This window comes from Butyrivibrio sp. AE3004 (assembly GCF_000703165.1).
Lineage (GTDB): Bacteria > Bacillota > Clostridia > Lachnospirales > Lachnospiraceae > Butyrivibrio.
Genome location: NZ_JNLQ01000002.1, coordinates 2,811,053 through 2,831,031 on the forward strand (window position 1 = coordinate 2,811,053; position 19,979 = coordinate 2,831,031).

Here is a 19,979-nt window from a genome sequence, read left to right on the forward strand (position 1 = left end):
CCTCCTTGAAAGCACCTTTCAGATGCCAGGCTCATCGGAAGTCGTAGAAGCGCTATTTTGCGTCTCCTTCCATTTCATTATTACCATATTCTGCCCGAATGAATAGCTGTAAGAAGCATCACTCATAAACTCTTTCATGATCTTTAAGCCCGCCTTTGCGTCCTCATTGGCCACATGGACCGGATCAAAGGGTATACCATCATCTTTAACAACGAGGGTAATCCCATCACGGTCACTAATCAGGCTGATATCCATATATGCGTTTTCCGGTCTTTCGCTATGCTCAACATAATTGAGCAAAAGTTCTTCTATACAGTGGGAAATGTCCATTTCCTTTTCATATGCGGTCTTGCCGGAAAGAAAATCACCTGCCTTATTCACTGCTTCCCCAACCCACTTCCTGTCACAGGGTACTGAAACATCAAATCTCATGGTGTCATCAAGCGGCTTCGGTATCAGATGAATCCGCCCCACATTTCCTCCTGCCATTATCCTTGCGGGTATGGAGCATAGTAGTACAAATCCGATAGAAAGGCCGCTTCCGATTGGAAATGCCACCCAGATATTACCAATCAGGTATTTTGCCAGAAGAAAGCCAATGCCAAGACTAAAAAGCATGGATAATGCAGACAGGGTGGAGATAACAGAATGGTCATTTATCTGGTACATGATCATCAGGGGAAGTACTACACTCAATGAAAAATTAAGGCTGGCGATAAGAGGAAGTCCCTGACGAGTCAGGCTGATCACCGAGGGATCCGTAGCCCCAAAAAGAGCAGCAAGAGCACCTGAAACGAATAACACGACAAGGACACTCAGCGTCGCAAATCCACAGGATATGACAAGGCCTCTTTTCAGCAGCCGCCGGAGACCATCGTAATCACTTTGAGCTGCAAGCATGCCTCCTATCCCCAGAAAAGCTCCCTGTACTCCTCCTGATATCATCTGTCCGAATGTTATCATGGCATAGCCAATAGACATGACAAAAACTCCAGCCGCCCCATGAACAGACTGAACAAAATAATTACAAATAAATACCATCAATGTGAGGGCAGTATTTCCGAAAAAAGAAGGAATCCCCATCACCACATTTCTTCCCATCATGCCGGCAAAGCCCGCAAAATTCACTCTTATTCCAAGAGCCTTTCTTTCCCGAAAAAGGAAAACAAACAGCACTGCCACTCCGATCAGTGAACCTGTCAGAGTTGCGAAAGCCGCTCCGGAAATATCCAGTGAGAAAACCTTTACGTACAATATGTCACAGATTAAATTTCCGATTACGGTGGAAATAGTGGCAAAAGAAACAAGTCTTGGATAACCTATGGTCTCAATTAGTATTGACATGCCGTTAAACAGAAACAGCAAAAAAGAACCTGCCATAATAGCAAACAGATATTTGTAAGTATTATCGTATAATGTCATGTCCTGGCAGAGCAGGGAACTGATCCCAGGCGATAGCACTCCGGAAAGAAGGGATATTATAAGACCGAAAGCCAGGCAGGAGGAAATAGAAACGGTCATGGAGCTACCCGCCTCATCGAAGTCCTGGCTGCCCAGCGCTTTCGCCGTTATGATCGCAGCCCCGGCAGAAAGTAGAAACGTTATGGCGGAAATGAGTCCCAAAACCGGCACTACATTCTGTATCGCAGCTACAGCCTGCGGGCCAATCAGTTGTCCCATAAGGATACTGTCAACCACACCATTAATATTCATGACAGCCATTGTAGCTATGGATGCGGTAAGAAATTTTCTCAGACTTCTGTTGATCAGGTAACTGTTCCGACTCTCCATATCTTCATACCTGCCTTTATTAATCTGAATTCACAATAACATTTCAAAAATTTAACTTTATTTTCATTATAATCCTGCACCATCCAACTCTCAACCAAAATCAGATGACAGATACTCTTTTCAAAAATGAGCACAAAAAAGAGAAGCATCACTGCTTCTCTCTTACTGCCGGCGACCGGGATCGAACCGGTACGGGTATCGCTACCCACGGGATTTTAAGTCCCGGGCGTCTGCCAGTTCCGCCACGCCGGCGATTATTGACAAAAAGCCGCTTTTAAAGCGACTTCTTAGTGGAGCTTCGGGGACTCGAACCCAGGACCGACCGGTTATGAGCCGGTTGCTCTAACCAACTGAGCTAAAGCTCCTTAAATTTAGTGACTCCGACGAGGCTCGAACTCGTGTTACCGCCGTGAAAGGGCGATGTCTTAACCACTTGACCACGGAGCCATGTATTTTTCCTGCCTCGCAGGGATTTCGATTGTAGGTCTCCGTACAACCAGCTCCCCAAGTAGGACTCGAACCTACGACACTTCGGTTAACAGCCGAATGCTCTACCGACTGAGCTATTGAGGATTATACCGTACCTTCAAAACCGAACACTGAATACTTCATCTTCAATCCGTTATTGTTCTATATTCTTTTTAGGACAAGCCCTCGACCTATTAGTACACATCAGCTGAACACGTTACCGTGCTTACACCTTGTGCCTATCTACCTCATAGTCTCTAAGGGGTCTTACTGCAAAATGCAGGGATATCTCATCTTGAGGGGGGCTTCACGCTTAGATGCCTTCAGCGTTTATCCCTTCCGGACTTGGCTACCCAGCCTTATGCATCTGGCGATGCAGCTGATACACCAGCGGTCCGTCCATCCCGGTCCTCTCGTACTAAGGACAGCTCCTCTCAGATATCCTACGCCCGCGCCGGATAGGGACCGAACTGTCTCACGACGTTCTGAACCCAGCTCGCGTACCGCTTTAATGGGCGAACAGCCCAACCCTTGGGACCTGCTACAGCCCCAGGATGCGATGAGCCGACATCGAGGTGCCAAACCACTCCGTCGATGTGAACTCTTGGGAGTGATAAGCCTGTTATCCCCAGGGTAGCTTTTATCCGTTGAGCGATGGCAATCCCACTTTCATGCCACCGGATCACTAAGTCCTACTTTCGTATCTGTTCCACCCGTCGGTGTCACAGTCAGGCTCCCTTCTGCCTTTGCACTCTGCGAATGGTTTCCGTCCATTCTGAAGGAACCTTTGAGCGCCTCCGATACCCTTTCGGAGGCGACCGCCCCAGTCAAACTCCCCGGCAGACATTGTCCCCGGACCGGTTTCACGGTCCTTGGTTAGAAACCCAGTACTATAAGGGTGGTATCCCAACAGCGACTCCATGACAACTGACGTCATCACTTCACAGTCTCCCACCTATCCTGTACATACAGTACCGAATCCCAGTATCAACCTGGAGTAAAGCTCCATGGGGTCTTTCCGTCCTGGCGCGGGTAACCAGCATCTTCACTGGTACTTCAATTTCACCGGGTGCATTGCCGAGACAGTGCTCAAATCATTACGCCTTTCGTGCGGGTCGGAACTTACCCGACAAGGAATTTCGCTACCTTAGGACCGTTATAGTTACGGCCGCCGTTTACTGGGGCTTAAATTCAAAGCTTCGGTTGCCCTGACCTCTCCTCTTAACCTTCCAGCACCGGGCAGGCGTCAGCCCATATACCTCACCTTTCGGTTTCGCATAGACCTGTGTTTTTGCTAAACAGTTGCTTGAGCCTCTTCTCTGCGGCCTGCTCTCGCAGGCTCCCCTTATCCCGAAGTTACGGGGACATTTTGCCGAGTTCCTTAACAATGCTTCTCCCGCCGGCCTTAGGATCCTCTCCTCATCCACCTGTGTCGGTTTACGGTACGGGCTGATGATACGCAATAGTGGCTTTTCTTGGCAGTACGTCCATGTGCTTCACTACTCTTACTTCGTTCCCCCTTGCGGGACCGGTCTTTCCTTTCCCGGCTCACACTTTCGTCCTGCGTCCCCACAGTTCTGATATCATCAGGTGCAGGAATATCAACCTGCTGTCCATCGACTACGCCGTCTGGCCTCGCCTTAGGTCCCGACTTCCCCAGGGCAGATCAGCTTTACCCTGGAATCCTTGGATATTCGGCCTGGAGGATTCTCACCTCCATCTCGCTACTCATTCCGGCATTCTCTCTTCACAGCGCTCCATCGCTCCTTACGGTACGACTTCGACGCTGCTGTGAATGCTCCCCTACCGATCACAAGTACCCGTAGATACTTGCAATCCCCAGGCTTCGGTGTCGTGTTTCAGCCCCGGTAATTTTCGGCGCAGGACCTCTCGGCTAGTGAGCTATTACGCACTCTTTGAATGTGTGGCTGCTTCTGAGCCAACATCCTAGCTGTCTGTGAAATCCCACATCCTTTTCCACTTAACACGCACTTTGGGACCTTAGCCGTGGATCTGGGCTCTTTCCCTTTTGACTGTCCAACTTATCTCGTACAGTCTGACTCCTGCGCTCAGCCATACTGGCATTCGGAGTTTGATAATCTTTGGTAAGCGGTGAAGCCCCCGCGGATATTCAGTGCTCTACCTCCAAATGGCATGCTACAGGGCTAGCCCTAAAGCTATTTCGGGGAGAACCAGCTATCTCCGGGTTCGATTGGAATTTCTCCCCTATCCACACGTCATCTCCACCCTTTTCAACGGATGTGAGTTCGGACCTCCACAGCCTTTTACGGCCGCTTCATCCTGCACATGGATAGATCACCCGGTTTCGGGTCTATGTTATGTGACTCTCGCACTCTTCACACTCGGTTTCCCTCCGGCTCCGGACCTATGGCCCTTAACCTCGCCGCATAACATAACTCGCCGGACCGTTCTACAAAAAGTACGCGATCACTCTCATAAGGAGCTTTCGCAGTTTGCAGGCACAGGGTTTCAGGTTCTCTTTCACTCCCCTCCCGGGGTCCTTTTCACCTTTCCCTCACGGTACTATGCGCTATCGGTCACTAAGGAGTATTTAGCCTTACGGGGTGGTCCCCGCTCTTTCAGACAAGGTTCCACGTGTCTCGTCCTACTCTGGATACTGACTCGCTTCGGACAATTTCGCTTACGGGGCTCTCACCCTCTCTGGCAGGTCTTTCCAGGACCTTTCTGCTATCGTCCTCCATCGATCATTCAGTCCGAACCCCGGGTGCAAGCACCCGGTTTGGGCTCTTCCGCGTTCGCTCGCCGCTACTTACGGAATCACGGTTGTTTTCTCTTCCTCCGGCTACTTAGATGTTTCAGTTCACCGGGTTCCCTCCACATGCCTATGTATTCAGCATGCAGTGACAGGAGTTCTTCCTGCCGGGTTGCCCCATTCAGATATCTGCGGCTCTCAGTGTATTTGCCACTCCCCGCAGCTTTTCGCAGCTTATCACGTCTTTCTTCGGCTCTTAGTGCCAAGGCATCCGCCCTGCGCCCTACATAGCTTGACCAGCTATATAGAACTTTTGGTCCATTTAATAACCACGTTCCCGCATATATCTGATATAGCGTTATCGATATATGCTCGTTTATGTATTGCTACATTGTTTTTTCTGGATCTCGGATCCTGATCATATGATCGCAGATCCGTTCGATGTCTTTTAATCGGATTCTCTGATTAAAATGTTTTCTTCAGTATTCGGTTTTCAAGGTACGGTTATCAGTCTTTTCAGACTGAGTGGAGATGGTGAGATTCGAACTCATGACCCCCTGCTTGCAAGGCAGGTGCTCTCCCAACTGAGCTACACCCCCAGTCTACCTATTTTATTAGGTAATGGGCTTAAGTGGACTCGAACCACCGACCTCACGCTTATCAGGCGTGCGCTCTAACCGGCTGAGCTATAAGCCCTTTTTCTTTTTTAAATCCGGCAGCCACCTATCCTCCCATGCCGTCTCCAGCATAGTACTTTCGGCCGATAAGGTCTTAACCGTCGTGTTCGGGATGGGTACGGGTGTTTCCCCTTTTCGCATCGCCACCGGAATTTTTCTGTTGCCACCGGCAACAAAACAGTAATGCAACTCCCTACTTCTTCCTCTTCCTTAGAAAGGAGGTGATCCAGCCGCAGGTTCTCCTACGGCTACCTTGTTACGACTTCACCCCAGTCATCCGACCTGCCTTCGACGGCTCCTTCCTTGCGGTTAGGTCACCGGCTTCGGGCATTTCCGACTCCCATGGTGTGACGGGCGGTGTGTACAAGACCCGGGAACGTATTCACCGCAGCATGCTGATCTGCGATTACTAGCGATTCCAGCTTCGTGCAGGCGGGTTGCAGCCTACAGTCCGAACTGGGTCGTTATTTTTGGGATTTGCTCCCCCTCGCGGGTTCGCTTCTCTTTGTTACGACATTGTAGCACGTGTGTCGCCCAGATCATAAGGGGCATGATGATTTGACGTCATCCCCACCTTCCTCCAGGTTATCCCTGGCAGTCTCCATAGAGTTCCCATCTTACTGCTGGCTACTATGGACAAGGGTTGCGCTCGTTGCGGGACTTAACCCAACATCTCACGACACGAGCTGACGACAACCATGCACCACCTGTCTCTACTGTCCCGAAGGCCTACAGACATTACTCTGTATTCAGCAGGATCTCAAGATCTGGTAAGGTTCTTCGCGTTGCTTCGAATTAAACCACATGCTCCACCGCTTGTGCGGGTCCCCGTCAATTCCTTTGAGTTTCATTCTTGCGAACGTACTCCCCAGGTGGAATACTTAATGCGTTTGCGTCGGCACTGAAGGACTTCGTCCCCCAACACCTAGTATTCATCGTTTACCGCGTGGACTACCAGGGTATCTAATCCTGTTTGCTCCCCACGCCTTCGAGCCTCAACGTCAGTTGCTGTCCAGTAAGCCGCCTTCGCCACCGATGTTCCTCCTAATATCTACGCATTTCACCGCTACACTAGGAATTCCGCTTACCTCTCCAGTACTCTAGTTATACAGTTTCCAAAGCAAGCCCACGGTTGAGCCGTGGGGTTTCACTTCAGACTTGCATCACCGTCTGCGCTCCCTTTACACCCAGTAAATCCGGATAACGCTTGCCCCCTACGTATTACCGCGGCTGCTGGCACGTAGTTAGCCGGGGCTTCTTAGTCAGGTACCGTCATCTCCCCGAAGGGTCTTTCTTCCCTGCTGATAGAGCTTTACATACCGAAATACTTCTTCACTCACGCGGCGTCGCTGCATCAGGCTTTCGCCCATTGTGCAATATCCCCCACTGCTGCCTCCCGTAGGAGTTTGGGCCGTGTCTCAGTCCCAATGTGGCCGTCCGACCTCTCAGTCCGGCTACAGATCGTTGCTTTGGTAGGCCGTTACCCCACCAACTGGCTAATCTGACGCGGGCCCATCTCGTACCACCGGAGTTTTTCACACTGTGTCATGCGACACCGTGCGCTTATGCGGTATTAACAGTCGTTTCCAACTGTTATCCCCCGGTACGAGGCAGGTTGCCCACGCGTTACTCACCCGTCCGCCACTAAGGATATACAATCTTTGACCGAAGTCTCGGAAGCGTATATTCTCCGTTCGACTTGCATGTGTTAGGCACGCCGCCAGCGTTCATCCTGAGCCAGGATCGAACTCTCACGTTTAAATGTTCTATCAGGATCTCTCCTGATCTCGTTCGTCTGACCAGAACTTAAGCTTGGCTTTTGTTCTGTCCGTTTTTACCTTGTTAGGTTTGTTTTGTTCTCTGAATATTCTTTTTGGAATTTTCAGGGTTGCATTACTATTTCATTGTCAATGTGCATCTCATCTGTATAACCGATGAGGAACGCAGAAGGAGGGATTTGAACCCTCGCGCCGCTATTAACGACCTGCACCCTTTCCAGGGGTGTCTCTTCAACCTCTTGAGTACTTCTGCAAAAGTGTTGACCTTATCTCTTCACTCTTAAATTTTAGCGGAGCGAGAGGGATTCGAACCCTCGTGGCGTTGCCGCCAAACGGTTTTCAAGACCGCCTCGTTATGACCGCTTCGATATCGCTCCATTTATTTATTTATTTGCTTTTCGCTCGAAGTGTTTCGCACACCTCAGCAGCGAAATTTATTATATACATATGCATATGTATTGTCAACATTATTTTTAAAATTTTTTTATTTTTTTCTTTTTAAGATAGATTCAGCCAGATTTATATCATCCGGAGTGGTGATTTTAATATTATCATAAGAGCCTTCAACAAGCTTAACTCTGCGGTTTCCCAATGTTTCCATAACCATGGCGTCATCAGTTATATTAATATTTGCAGCCAGCAATTCATTTTCACGTTTTGCAAGCTCTTCATACAATTCCAATATTTCAGGGTATAAAAAAACCTGTGGCGTCTGTATAAGCCATGTCAGATCCCGATCAGGTGTCTTCTCTGCAAAGCCATCCTTATCGGCAAGCTTAATCGTATCCTTTACGGGCATGCCGACCACACAGGCACCATATGTTTTTACAGCCGATAATGCACGCTCAAGTATGTCACTATCAACGAAGGGACGTGCCCCGTCATGAATAAAAACCGCTTCCGTATTTAAAGAACATGCTTCAAGCCCGAGTCTTACACTGTGATAGCGTGTATTTCCTCCCGCTACTACAGCTTTGATTTTTTTGAAGCTCTGCGGCTCGATGATTTCCCGCGATACGTATTCAATATCTTTTTCCGGTAAAACAAGAATTATCTCATCTATAAAGCTTTTTTCAAATGCTTCAAGCGCATATAAAATGAGCGGTTTTCCTTCAAGCTCCATGTATTGTTTTTTTACATTGCTTTTCATTCTGCTGCCGCTTCCGGCAGCAAGTACAATTGCAGTTGTTTTCATTTTAAGATCTGCCATGATATCTTCTTTCTCTGTTTCCAAGCGGTAAATTGGGTACTGCATTTAAATCCATACCGCTTCTGGCTCCTTTAAGATATTCGTAGTACCCGGCTGAGCCGATCATTGCCGCATTATCCGTGCAAAGGACCGGTGACGGTCTAAAAAAGGTATATCCTCTGCTTTGACATTCATTTTCAAGGCGCTCTCTCAGTGCCGAGTTGGAAGCAACTCCACCTGCTATGGCTATTTTGTCGCAGCCATATTCTTTTGCGGCTTCCATCGTATGTTCTGTGAGTACATCGACAACTGCTTTCTGAAAAGATGCCGCAACATCATTTTTATTTACTTCTTCGCCTTTCATTTCGGCCTGATTAAGATAATTCAACACGGCTGATTTTAAACCACTAAAGCTGAAGTCATATGATTTTTCAGTAGTCTTCGCTCTGGGGAAGCTGATGGCTTCGGGATTTCCAAGTTTCGCTGCTGCATCAACCTTAGGTCCTCCGGGATATCCAAGCCCGATTGCTCTTGCAACTTTGTCAAATGCTTCTCCTGCTGCATCATCTCTGGTCTGGCCTATGATGTCATATTCACCGTAATCTTTTACATAAACCAGGTGTGAATGTCCTCCGGATGCCACAAGGCACATAAAAGGAGGCTGTAATTCCTTATCTTCAATATAGTTTGCACATATATGGCCTTCAATATGGTGAACACCTACGAGAGGCTTTCCCGTGACAAAGCTAAGAGCTTTCGCTTCCGAAACACCTACCAGAAGAGCTCCTACCAATCCAGGACCATAAGTCACCGCAATCGCATCTATGTCCTCCAGCTTCATATTGGCATCTTTTAATGCAGCTCTTACGCAACCATTGATCTTTTCTACATGTTTTCTGGATGCTATCTCAGGAACGACTCCTCCATAGATAGTATGTAAGGCTATCTGCGATGATATTACGTTCGAAAGCACCTCTCTTCCATTTCTTACAACTGCAGCTGCAGTTTCATCACAGCTGCTTTCAATGGCAAGAATGGTTATATCTTTTTCATTTTTTTCATGATTACTGTCTTCATTTTTTATTGACATAAATATTACGCCGTCCTCTTCGGTACGGCGCTCTATTTTTTCCACATTGTTATTATCCATAATTTTACTGCTCTTCATCCGTTATTTCCGAAACTGTCCAGCCCATAATTTTCCAGAGTCCCTCTGAATCTTTGCGCAGGACGAATAAATAGTTGTATGGAGTGGTTGATGTTCCGTGTCGCAGATTGATCTTTGCCAGAACATTTGCTATTTCCTCTCCATTATCTCTCTTTTCCTGAAGGTCCGAGGTAAGCACCTCATATTTTGTAATAGAATAATCGCCTTTTTTCTTCTGGTCGACTTCGTTTTTAAGCCCTGAAGGCCAATTACTCTGCGCAACAAGAAACTGCTCATCAAATATTCCCGCAAGGACTGCAGCCATCTTATCAAACTCTTCATCGGTATATGTCTGTTTATACAATACTTTCATTATACGCGCGTAGAGATCAACTACAGTAGGCGGAGTCTTGGGATAGCTCTTGGACAAATCTATAGTGGTGATCTTCTGTACCTCGGTTAATTCAATTTCTTCGGTCGTATCATTTGTTTTCGATGAGTTTCTTGTTATCACCACAAAAATCGCCACGCCGACAATTGCTGCCAAAATCATCAGCACTATTGCTTTAACAACACTATTTCTCGTAGACTCGTCCATAGTTCCTCCTGTATAAACAATTGTTTATATCTGACAAAATGATGTCAGATGGCCTATTTTGTGTCTTCCTCGAATCTTAATGTAACAGTTCTGCCGTCCTTTGCTGCAATTGTTTTATTAAATATTTCTTTCGCCTTTGGCAGGTATTCTTTGGGATTAACCAATGACGGACTGTAATGTGTGAGCCACATTTCTTTTACATCTGCTCTTTTTGCCAGTTCCGCTGCTTCATATATTGTCATATGTCTGTTCTCTTTTGCCTTTTGAAGCTTTTCCGGTTCTCCATACATACCTTCGCATATGAAAAGATCTGACTTTTCGGCATATTGAACTATGCTCTCTGTAGGTCTTGAATCCGTGACATATGTAATATGAATACCTTTTCGTGCTTCCCCAAGAACCATATCCGGAGTAAATGTTCTTCCATCCTCAGTGTGAATGGTTTCTCCTTTTTGCAAAGGATTCCAGTACTTTTGCTCAATCCCGTTAGCCCTGGCAGCTTCAACGTTAAACTTGCCGGTTCTGTCTAAATGCATTGAATATCCGTAACAGGTTATATTATGGTTTACCTTAAATGCATTGATTCTGAATTCCGGCATATCCGGAAGTGTCAGTTCATCACTCTCTTCGGTAATTTCATGATACTCAATCTTAAACGGCAATTCCGGAGCAATGGTCCTTAATGCCTTAACTACACGCTCCAGACCTTTGGGGCCAACTACCAGGAGGGGCTCCGTTCTTTCCGCATTTCCCATTGTAAGAAGCATCCCAGGCAATCCCGAGATGTGATCGGCATGATAATGGGTAAAGCATATCATATCTATCGGTTTAGGACTCCATCCGCTCTTTTTTAGTGCTATCTGTGTTCCTTCACCGCAATCAACAAGTATGCTTTTTCCGTTATATCGCACCATAAGTGCAGTAAGGTATCTGTTTGGCAGAGGCATCATTCCGCCTGTTCCAAGTAGACAAATATCAATCATTCGTTTTATTTCTCTTCCAGTATATTATTGCATCATCCTTGGGTTCATCGTAAAAGCCGGGTCTTACCCCTTCATTTACAAATCCCAGTTTTTCATATAGTCCTATTGCAGGAGCATTTTCGGCTCTGACTTCGAGTGTAAATGCCTCACATCCGATAGCCTTCCCACGAAGCAGGAGCTTATCAAGCATTAAAAAGGCGATGCCTTTTCCTCTGCACTCTTTTGAAACTGAGACATTCGTTATCTCTCCCTCACCGGAAATGTTACGAACCCCGCACAATCCTACAACATTCCCTGCCTTCTCGGCAACAATATATACTGTATCATCTCTTGTGCTTGCTTCAAGTAACTGTTTTTCGGACCAGGCCTCTTTACCGAGATTATCCTTTTCAAGCTCTGCTGCCGCTGTAATGTCTTCTGCCTTTAAATCTCTTATATAAATAGATTCGCCGGCACCCTTCTTTTTTCTGTCTGCAGACTTGGCTGTATCGGTTTTTCCACCTTCTGTTTTTTTCTCAGTCGCCTCGCGCTCTGCCTGTGATGCTCTCAAATACTCCGGTGCAAAGCTGTCTGCATCAGTAATCTTTCCTTCGCGCATGTAAACCTGTGCCAGCGAAGATATGGCAGATGCTCTTTGTCTGTTCATGTGTGCAGGTGCAAGAATGTAGTTCACTTCCAGAAGTTCTTCAAGCTGATCCCTGTACACAGGTATTCCATCCCCAAGAAGAATAACGGTCTTTCCGAGCATGTTCAGCTCTGCAGCTATTTCCTGCACAGAAACAGCTTCCTGGCTTTTTATTATTTTCATTGAAAAATAAGTTTCTTTGTACTTTTCATTTTCCTTTTCGGGAACAAATGAATAAATTCCGGTGTATACCTGATTTCTTCTGGCATCCATCATCGGACAAATCACGTATTCACTTCCGTAAAACTGATATGCCATTGCATCAAGTGTAGGCACGGCAATAAGAGGTTTGTCCATAGCAAGACAAAGTCCCTTGGCAGTAGCTGATCCTATTCTTAGTCCCGTAAATGAGCCGGGACCTGCCGAAACTGCCACCGCATCTATTGTTTTAAGATCAAGTGAAATTCTTTTTTTTATTTCCTCCATCATAGGAAGAAGCAATTCTGAATGGGTTATCTTATGTTGAATTGAGAATTCAGAGAGTAGTCTGTCATCCTCCATGACTGCAACGCTGCACACAAGCCCTGATGTATCTAGCGCAAGTATTTTCATATTTTATCTCTTATCTATCGTGCTAAGGGTAATTCGACGATAGTCTGTTCCTTTCTTAAGGTCCTTTTCAATACGTATTTCCATGTATTTTTCAGGTAATATTTCTTCAATAAGATTTGCCCACTCTATGAAGCACAATCCCTGTCCGTAAAAATAATCCTCGTATCCTATCTCATCCATCTCACTGACATCTCCGATTCTGTAGACATCAAAATGATAGAACGGGATTCTACCCTCATCATAAACCTGAAGTATTGTAAATGTAGGACTGTTAACAGGGCCTTCAATTCCCAATCCTGCTGCAACTCCCTGAGTCAGGACAGTCTTACCAACTCCAAGATCCCCGATCAGTGTATATACCGATCCGGGCGCAGCTGTTTCGCCTATTCGTTTTCCAAATGCGAAGGTTTCCTCCGCTGAGTATGTTTCTAATATTGTATTCATATTATCAGAATATTCCAGCAGTAAAAAAAAAGCAAGTCGCTCTATAAAAGGTATTGACGAAGATTATTACTGCTATATAATAAATCTAGAAAAATAATCTTCGGGGCAGGGTGTAATTCCCTACCGGCGGTGACTGTATTTCAGAAGTCCGCGAACCGCTCTTGCGGCCGATTTGGTGAAATTCCAAAACCGACAGTATAGTCTGGATGATAGAAGATGACGTTTTATTTTTGTCCCGAATCAGCATTCTTGTTGATTCGTTTTTGTTTTCTAAGGTAGAGCGTTCGTAGTCTGATCATTCTCCTCCCCGACAATAATCAGGAGGAATTAAACACCATGAAAAACAACTTAATAGCATCAATCGCAGAGAACTCACTTATTGTTGTGATTTTTGTTTTACTCATTGCAGTAACATTTATCGCAGCCAGGCTGGCTGAAAATTATGTAGCAAAAAAGTCAGGCACTGAAAATCCCGGCATGAACACAAGAAAAATCGTAATAATCGGTATTTTCTCAGCTATATCCGCAATACTTATGCTTTTTGAAATTCCGATGCCTTTTGCACCAAGTTTTTACAAGCTTGACCTTTCCGATCTTCCTGCAGTAATCGGAGGCTTTGCTTTCGGTCCCATGACCGGTGTTATGATAGAATTCATAAAAATTCTGCTCAATCTAATTATAAACGGTACTCAGACAGCTTTTATCGGAGAACTTGCAAACTTCATAGTGGGATGCAGCTATGTTCTCCCGGCTTCCATCATTTACATTTTCAGGAAAAATCGTCAGACTGCATTTATATCATGTCTGGCAGCTACTATGATAATCACCATTGTTGGAAGTTCACTGAATGCCTTCTATCTGCTTCCGGCCTTTGCAAAGCTTTACGGTATGCCACTTGATGCTCTTATAGGTATGGGAACAGCTATAAATCCCGCAATCAACAATATGTTTACATTTGTGCTTTTTGCTGTAGCTCCTATAAATCTTTTAAAAGGTGGTGTTCTCAGTGGAATAACAGTACTCGTTTACAAAAAGCTCAGTCCGGTTTTAAAAAATACCTCCTTGGTTCCCGACAGAAAAAGAGAAGCAGAATCTGAAGCATAAGCATTTCAATTTATATATTCTTTATCGTTTTTTTATAGCATAAAAATGGCGTCTTTATTGACTTTTATACATGTGACTTCTAAGATTAATCTATATCTTTGGTCACTAATAACTGTCAATGAGGCGCCTTCTTTATGAAAAGGTTGATTACAAAAAAATTGGTTCCCGGCATGGTTTTGTCGGATAACGTGTATGCTCATGATAACAACCAGCTGATATTACCAAAAGGATGTGTTCTTGATAATCAGACCATCACTAAGCTGTCTTTCTATTCTGTTCTGAATGTTCTTGTGGAAGATCCATCCGAAGACCTGCTTACACCGCAAGATAACAACAACAGATCATATGCTGCAAGCCTGAGACAAACCGCAGAATTCATTGAATTCAAAAAAGATTTTGAAAACTGTGCAACAAAATTCAAGGCCGGAATTGAAGAACTTATCAATGACAAAGAGCACTTTGACATTGATGCCATAATTTCGCCCATATATGGTCTTTTACGTAAAGGAAGCAGTTCCTCTAATCTTTTGGATATGCTTCATAGCCTTCGAAGCTATGATGATGCTACTTATGTACATTGTATTAGTGTTGCCATGATCTGCAATATCCTCGGTCAATGGCTAAAAATGAGCGAAGAGGATATCCTAACCCTTACAGAGGCCGGATTACTTCATGATATAGGCAAACTTCTGATTCCAAATGAAATAATAACAAAACCTTCTATACTTACCAATGATGAATATTCTGTAGTACAGACACACCCTGCTCAAGGTTATCTGATTCTTACAGACCTCGATCTTAGTGACCACGTAAAAAATGCAGCGCTTATGCATCATGAGCGCTGCGATGGTTCAGGCTATCCCTGCCATTTAAAAGGACCTCAGATTGATTTTTTCGCCAAATGTGTGTCCATTGCAGATGTTTATGACGCGATGACTTCTGCACGTGTATACAGAGATCCTCTTTGTCCTTTTATAGCTATCGAAATATTCGAGTCCGAAGGGCTTCAAAAATATGATACCAACGCCATTATGACCTTTCTGCAAAACATCGTTAACACATATCTTCTAAACAGAGTAAGGTTGAATGACGGCCGCGAGGGTGAGATAATTTTTATCAACAGAGCGCATCTTAGTAAACCCACAATTAAAATTGACAATGATTATCTGGACCTCACTCAACATCCTGAATTATTTATTGAGGAAATATTATAGTTTATCTAAACAAAAAACGTCGCATTCAGAATGCGACGTTTTTAATATCTATTAATTGCTAATCTATAATAATTCAATGATGACTTCAGGCAAATTTAAGTTTAAATTTCTGTAAGTCTCTGTCTGAATCAATCTTCTCAATCTGAGCTCCGAGTTCACGAAGTTTAACATCGAAGTCCTCATATCCACGTTCAATATATTTTATATCCTCTACGGTCGTGAAACCATCTGCAGTAAGTCCCGCTATGACAAGAGCCGCTCCTGCACGAAGGTCCGGTGCAGCAACCTCAGCTCCGGTATACTGATCAACACCTTCAATAATGGCGGTACTGCCTTCAACCTTGATACTTGCTCCCATTCTGGTAAGTTCATCAACATATTTGAAACGATTCTCAAACAATGATTCGGTAACAAGACTTATTCCACTAGCAAGGCCAAGAACAACTGTTATCTGCGGCTGCATATCAGTAGGATATCCGGGATACGGTAGTGTCTTAACGTGTACATTCTTCATACGCTTTGTAGCGACAACTCTGACTGCATCATCGGATTCAAGTACCTGGCATCCCATCTCAATAAGCTTGGCACTTATGGACTCCAAATGCTTGGGAATAACATTCTTGATCGTGACATCACCTTTCGTCGCTGCAGCAGCCATCATAAATGTTCCGGCCTCAATCTGATCCGGAATTATGGTGTACTCAGTACCGTGAAGTTTCTCCACACCTCTAATACGGATAATATCAGTTCCTGCGCCCTTGATATCAGCTCCCATACTATTCAGGAAGTTTGCAACGTCAACTACATGAGGTTCCTTTGCCGCATTCTCAACGATAGTCTTACCTTCAGCCATGGAAGCTGCCATCATAATATTGATCGTAGCGCCAACACTTGCAATATCAAGGTAAATATGATTGGCAATAAGCTTGTCCGCACGGGCACTGATTATACCATGCTCAATCATAACATTAGCTCCTAGAGCAGTGAATCCCTTTATATGCTGATCGATAGGTCTAAGACCTATGTTACATCCTCCGGGAAGCACAACCTCTGCATTTTTATACTTTCCAAGGAACGCACCAAGCATATAGTATGATGCTCTTATCTTCTTGATAAATTCATTTTCAATTTTAAATGACTTAACCTGAGAGGCATTAATTGTAACTGAGTGACGTCCTGTTCTGTTGATCAGCACGCCAATGCTCTCCATAGCCTGAAGCATAACATTAGTGTCAGCTTCATCCGGCATATTATCAATATATACAGTCTCATCAGTCATTGAAGCAGCTGCCAGAATTGCAAGTGCAGCATTTTTAGCTCCTCCGATTTCGACTTCTCCTACAAGTGGCGAACCACCTTTAATCACATATTTTTCCATAATATCCTATTTATTCACACTTTCGTGAATCTCTAGTTGATTAACTTTCTCCCCTAAACACTTTAACGGGTAATGTTATACCACAAATTAACACGTTTGTAAAATGAACAGCTTTAATCAAGGTAGTTAAGCGGATTTACCTGAGATCCGTTTATCAGTATTTCAAAGTGAATATGCGCTCCGGTACTTACACCCGTATTTCCGCTAAGTGCTATTTTTTGCCCCTGTGAAACCGATTGTCCGGGCTTAACAAGTATCTTTGACAAATGTCCGTATCTTGTCTCTCTGCCGTCAGAATGGCTTATATAAATAACATATCCATATCCTCTACCCCAGCCTGCTCTTGTAACTACACCGGCATTGGATGCCATAACTGCAGTACCTACAGGAGTAGCCCAGTCAATTCCCTTGTGATAGGAGCTTGCGCCCTTCGTCGGTGCACTTCGTCTTCCAAATCCTGAAGACAGTCTGCCACCTGAAATAGGCTTAATATATGTAGGCGGTACTATTGTTCCTCTTTCCACAATTTTCGGAACAGCCTCATAGGTAACTTCCTCTTTTTGAATGTCTCGCCCTACTTCACTGTTATTCACATAGGAGACCTTTGCTACAACTTTTCTGTGTCCGTCCGAAGGTTCCTGAACAACCTCCGTTCGAGTGGTATACCAGGAATCATTATCCCTGTATATAACATCTGCCTCGTAGTCCTCTTCATAATACTGCTGCTTTGTATAAACAACAGAAAGCTCCGGCTCAGGAACCGTTACTATGATTTCATCACCGGTACGGATCGTGGAATTCTCATTTTCAATAGTTTCATTAATGGCAATCAGCTCATTCATGGGAATACCGAAATCCTCAGCAATAGTTCCGAGAGTATCGCCTGCTTTTATCTCATAAATCTGGTTGGTCTCCTGATCCTTTGTAACCTCATCTATTGCAGTCTGAATATCTGTAATCTCTGATGATGGCAGATAGCTTTCAACAACCTCCACCTTATCGCCGAAATCTATCGACTCCAGTCCTAGTTTATAATCATCAAAGCTTTTCTCTTCGATAAGCGGTTTAATCTTTTTAAACACCTCGGAAATAGCCATATCAATACCGGCCTCCGGGAGCTTTATCTCCTGCTCTTCCTTTCTGGCCTCCTCAACCGATACTACCTGCGAAGTGAGTACATTTACTTCTCTTGTGGGATCTGTCACAAGATCTACTTTATATACTCCTTCAGTATCATATTTACCTAGAGCCTCTCCAAGAAGTGTAAATACGTCATCTTTACTTGCCAAATTAACCGAATATTTATTGATTTTTACAGTATAGGATCTCTCAAGTGTTGATGAAATATTTTGCCTCAGCACATCGAGCATTCTGGCTTTTACTGCTTTTTTTGAGTCAACCTCACCAAAAAGAACTTCCTTGCCTTCCAACGATAAATCCGCATTAGCAAGTACAAGTTCATCATTTTCAGTTGCGAGTTGCCTTCTGGCCTCTCTAAGGCATTTCTCAGCAGCCTGCCTTGAAGAAAGTGTACCTACCTCAACACCATCCAATGAAACTGTAAAAATATTGTCTCCCGAATTCTCTATAGGTGAAAATACCGGTAAAATAAAAACAATCCATGTACATGCAGCAAGTGCAGTACCTTGCAATATTCCGATTCGATTTTTCTTATGACGTAACAATCTCATTTTTTAAACCAAGCCCATAATTCTCAGGATAAGCAGAGCCAGATTGGCTATGGTTGCAAGAAGTATAATTACAGTCAAAGGCATTATGCCCCTGTTTTTTGCCCTGTTTGCCCTCTGCATTGAATCCAGCTGTCTTACAAGTACAGTAAACTCAGCCCTTATAGATTCCATCTGCTTCCTTAAATCTTCTTTTATTTCATCGAGTTGCTTTTTCTGTTCGTCTATCACGGAAGCCTGAACATTTCTGTAAATACGCACACCAACTTCATGAGTAGCTTCGTCGCTCTTGTTTAATCGATCACTCAGATTGTCCTTAAGTTCCCTGATAGCATTGTCAAGCTCCTGCACATTGGCATCGGCTTCTGTTTTGCCGGTTTTTAATTCTTTCAAAACATCTTCAATGTCATCAAGGCGGCTTTCCATTTTTTGGGCATTTTGACGAAGAACATTAATTTCTTCCTCATATTGCCTGTTCTGGTTTTCAATCTGTTCTCTGTGTGCTGCTTCAGCCGCCGTATTGGCCTTTATTATTTCCTGTGCACTAATCTTTTCAGCAAGTTTACCCATTATATTATCCATATCCCCTCCCGTCAATACATATATTTATACTTCATTTTTATCTTTTCCTATGTAACTCTTTTATTAAGATTACATTATTTATGCATTTCGCACAATAATGGTTTAATTTCCAATGCTCTTTTGTCTATATTAACGTCTAGTTTAAATTTTGTTCATATTTTGTTAATATTTGATTGTTATAATTATACAGAACCAAAGGAAAACAAGGTTCATTGGCGAAGCTCTAAAGTAGCTCCGAAAGATAGATAAATTTTTTCATAATAGCCCGGGTGCCGAGAGGTGCCTGGGCACTCCTCATTAATGGCTTAAACATGCAGCAGATCACTCATTCTGCAGTGTTATTGCCTGGATTTCTTCATTCAAAGACAACATCCTGTCATCAAGCTCAGCAACCATTTTTGCACACTCAAATAACTGCGCCTTGATATTTGCAGGCGCTTTTGTTTCAAATTTGTATTGTATCTTGTGCTCAAGGCTTGCCCAAAAATCCATCGCAACAGTACGTATCTGAACCTCTACTTTTACTTCTGCCTTATGGTCAGACAAATAAACAGGAACCGCAACTATCATATGATAGCTTCTGTATCCGCTTGTCTTAGGATTCATAATGTAATCCTTGATCGTAAGCACCTTAATGTCCTGCTGATTACTGATCATGTCAGCTATACGATAAATATCAGAAGTAAAAGAACAGATTATTCTTATCCCGGCTATATCGTTAATATATTTCATCATGTTCTCAAGTGTAGACTCGTAGCCATGACGTCTTAGCTTCTTAACAATGCTCTCAGGAGTCTTTATCCTGGACTTTATATGTTCAATAGGATTGTATCTGTGTACCTCCTGAAACTCATCATTCAAAATCTCTATTTTTGTATTTATCTGCTTAAGTGCAGAATTATACAAAAGACTTACTTCCTCCCAGCTTTTTATATCTCCATCCGAGAATCTGGATTCCATATATACT

At 44.1% G+C, this 19,979-nt stretch carries 13 protein-coding genes, 8 tRNA genes, 3 rRNA genes and 1 riboswitch; of the genes, 2 read left to right on the forward strand and 22 right to left on the reverse strand.

Annotated features, from left to right (window positions below; genetic code table 11):
* Window positions 1-18 precede the first annotated feature (18 nt).
* The 18 genes from BV60_RS0115085 to tsaE all read right to left on the reverse strand — a co-directional run bounded on the left by BV60_RS0115085 (window position 19) and on the right by tsaE (window position 13,046).
* A complete protein-coding gene (locus tag BV60_RS0115085; RefSeq protein WP_029323058.1) occupies window positions 19-1,791 on the reverse strand; it encodes an MATE family efflux transporter in 1,773 nt (590 codons plus the stop codon).
* A gap of 166 nt (window positions 1,792-1,957) precedes the next feature.
* Window positions 1,958-2,043, reverse strand: a tRNA-Leu gene (locus tag BV60_RS0115095).
* Window positions 2,044-2,082: 39 nt separating this feature from the next.
* Window positions 2,083-2,156, reverse strand: a tRNA-Ile gene (locus BV60_RS0115100).
* A gap of 10 nt (window positions 2,157-2,166) precedes the next feature.
* Window positions 2,167-2,238 (reverse strand) — tRNA-Glu (locus tag BV60_RS0115105).
* Between the two features lie 53 nt (window positions 2,239-2,291).
* Window positions 2,292-2,364 (reverse strand) — tRNA-Asn (locus tag BV60_RS0115110).
* 69 nt (window positions 2,365-2,433) lie between these two features.
* Window positions 2,434-5,291: ribosomal RNA gene (locus tag BV60_RS0115115) — 23S ribosomal RNA — on the reverse strand.
* Window positions 5,292-5,519: 228 nt separating this feature from the next.
* Window positions 5,520-5,592, reverse strand: a tRNA-Ala gene (locus BV60_RS0115120).
* A gap of 23 nt (window positions 5,593-5,615) precedes the next feature.
* A tRNA-Ile gene (locus BV60_RS0115125) sits at window positions 5,616-5,689 on the reverse strand.
* A 14-nt stretch (window positions 5,690-5,703) separates the two neighbouring features.
* Window positions 5,704-5,821 (reverse strand): 5S ribosomal RNA (gene rrf / locus BV60_RS0115130).
* Window positions 5,822-5,884: 63 nt separating this feature from the next.
* Window positions 5,885-7,429: ribosomal RNA gene (locus tag BV60_RS0115135) — 16S ribosomal RNA — on the reverse strand.
* Together the 16S, 23S and 5S rRNA genes with 8 tRNA genes alongside form the textbook arrangement of a ribosomal RNA operon.
* Before the next feature lie 183 nt (window positions 7,430-7,612).
* Window positions 7,613-7,701 (reverse strand) — tRNA-Ser (locus BV60_RS0115140).
* Between the two features lie 38 nt (window positions 7,702-7,739).
* Window positions 7,740-7,825: transfer RNA gene (locus BV60_RS0115145), tRNA-Ser, on the reverse strand.
* 107 nt (window positions 7,826-7,932) lie between these two features.
* Window positions 7,933-8,658, reverse strand: a complete 726-nt coding sequence (ispD, locus tag BV60_RS0115150; protein WP_242840988.1) for a 2-C-methyl-D-erythritol 4-phosphate cytidylyltransferase — start codon at window positions 8,656-8,658, stop codon at window positions 7,933-7,935.
* Window positions 8,645-9,727 (reverse strand): tRNA (adenosine(37)-N6)-threonylcarbamoyltransferase complex transferase subunit TsaD, encoded by a 1,083-nt coding sequence (gene tsaD / locus BV60_RS0115155; protein ID WP_029323061.1) that lies wholly within the window; start codon window positions 9,725-9,727, stop codon window positions 8,645-8,647. Before tsaD ends, ispD begins: the two co-directional genes overlap by 14 nt.
* A 64-nt stretch (window positions 9,728-9,791) precedes the next feature.
* A complete protein-coding gene (locus tag BV60_RS0115160; RefSeq protein ID WP_029323063.1) occupies window positions 9,792-10,382 on the reverse strand; it encodes a DUF6715 family protein in 591 nt (196 codons plus the stop codon).
* Window positions 10,383-10,435: 53 nt separating this feature from the next.
* Window positions 10,436-11,365 (reverse strand): ribonuclease Z, encoded by a 930-nt coding sequence (locus BV60_RS0115165; protein ID WP_029323065.1) that lies wholly within the window; start codon window positions 11,363-11,365, stop codon window positions 10,436-10,438.
* A complete protein-coding gene (gene tsaB, locus BV60_RS22815) occupies window positions 11,358-12,602 on the reverse strand; it encodes a tRNA (adenosine(37)-N6)-threonylcarbamoyltransferase complex dimerization subunit type 1 TsaB (RefSeq protein ID WP_029323067.1) in 1,245 nt (414 codons plus the stop codon). Before tsaB ends, BV60_RS0115165 begins: the two co-directional genes overlap by 8 nt.
* Before the next feature lie 3 nt (window positions 12,603-12,605).
* The gene (tsaE, locus tag BV60_RS0115175) at window positions 12,606-13,046 is read right to left on the reverse strand and encodes a tRNA (adenosine(37)-N6)-threonylcarbamoyltransferase complex ATPase subunit type 1 TsaE (RefSeq protein ID WP_029323068.1); all 441 of its coding nucleotides are present in this window, start codon (window positions 13,044-13,046) and stop codon (window positions 12,606-12,608) included.
* 92 nt (window positions 13,047-13,138) lie between these two features.
* A riboswitch (FMN riboswitch) is annotated at window positions 13,139-13,268 on the forward strand.
* A 114-nt stretch (window positions 13,269-13,382) separates the two neighbouring features.
* Between tsaE and BV60_RS0115180 the strand changes: the two genes are divergently transcribed.
* Window positions 13,383-14,150, forward strand: a complete 768-nt coding sequence (locus BV60_RS0115180; protein WP_029323070.1) for an ECF transporter S component — start codon at window positions 13,383-13,385, stop codon at window positions 14,148-14,150.
* 134 nt (window positions 14,151-14,284) lie between these two features.
* Window positions 14,285-15,364 (forward strand): HD-GYP domain-containing protein, encoded by a 1,080-nt coding sequence (locus BV60_RS0115185; RefSeq protein ID WP_029323072.1) that lies wholly within the window; start codon window positions 14,285-14,287, stop codon window positions 15,362-15,364.
* An 85-nt stretch (window positions 15,365-15,449) separates the two neighbouring features.
* On the opposite strand, the gene BV60_RS0115190 is transcribed toward BV60_RS0115185, so the two are convergent.
* The 4 genes from BV60_RS0115190 to BV60_RS0115205 all read right to left on the reverse strand — a co-directional run bounded on the left by BV60_RS0115190 (window position 15,450) and on the right by BV60_RS0115205 (window position 19,972).
* Window positions 15,450-16,742 (reverse strand): UDP-N-acetylglucosamine 1-carboxyvinyltransferase, encoded by a 1,293-nt coding sequence (locus tag BV60_RS0115190; RefSeq protein ID WP_029323074.1) that lies wholly within the window; start codon window positions 16,740-16,742, stop codon window positions 15,450-15,452.
* Between the two features lie 113 nt (window positions 16,743-16,855).
* Window positions 16,856-18,433: a M23 family metallopeptidase gene (locus tag BV60_RS0115195; RefSeq protein ID WP_029323076.1), complete on the reverse strand. Its 1,578-nt coding sequence runs from the start codon at window positions 18,431-18,433 to the stop codon at window positions 16,856-16,858.
* 3 nt (window positions 18,434-18,436) lie between these two features.
* Window positions 18,437-19,012 (reverse strand): hypothetical protein, encoded by a 576-nt coding sequence (locus BV60_RS21265; protein WP_035777283.1) that lies wholly within the window; start codon window positions 19,010-19,012, stop codon window positions 18,437-18,439.
* 321 nt (window positions 19,013-19,333) lie between these two features.
* Window positions 19,334-19,972: a GTP pyrophosphokinase gene (locus tag BV60_RS0115205; protein WP_029323078.1), complete on the reverse strand. Its 639-nt coding sequence runs from the start codon at window positions 19,970-19,972 to the stop codon at window positions 19,334-19,336.
* Between the last annotated feature and the right edge of the window lie 7 nt (window positions 19,973-19,979).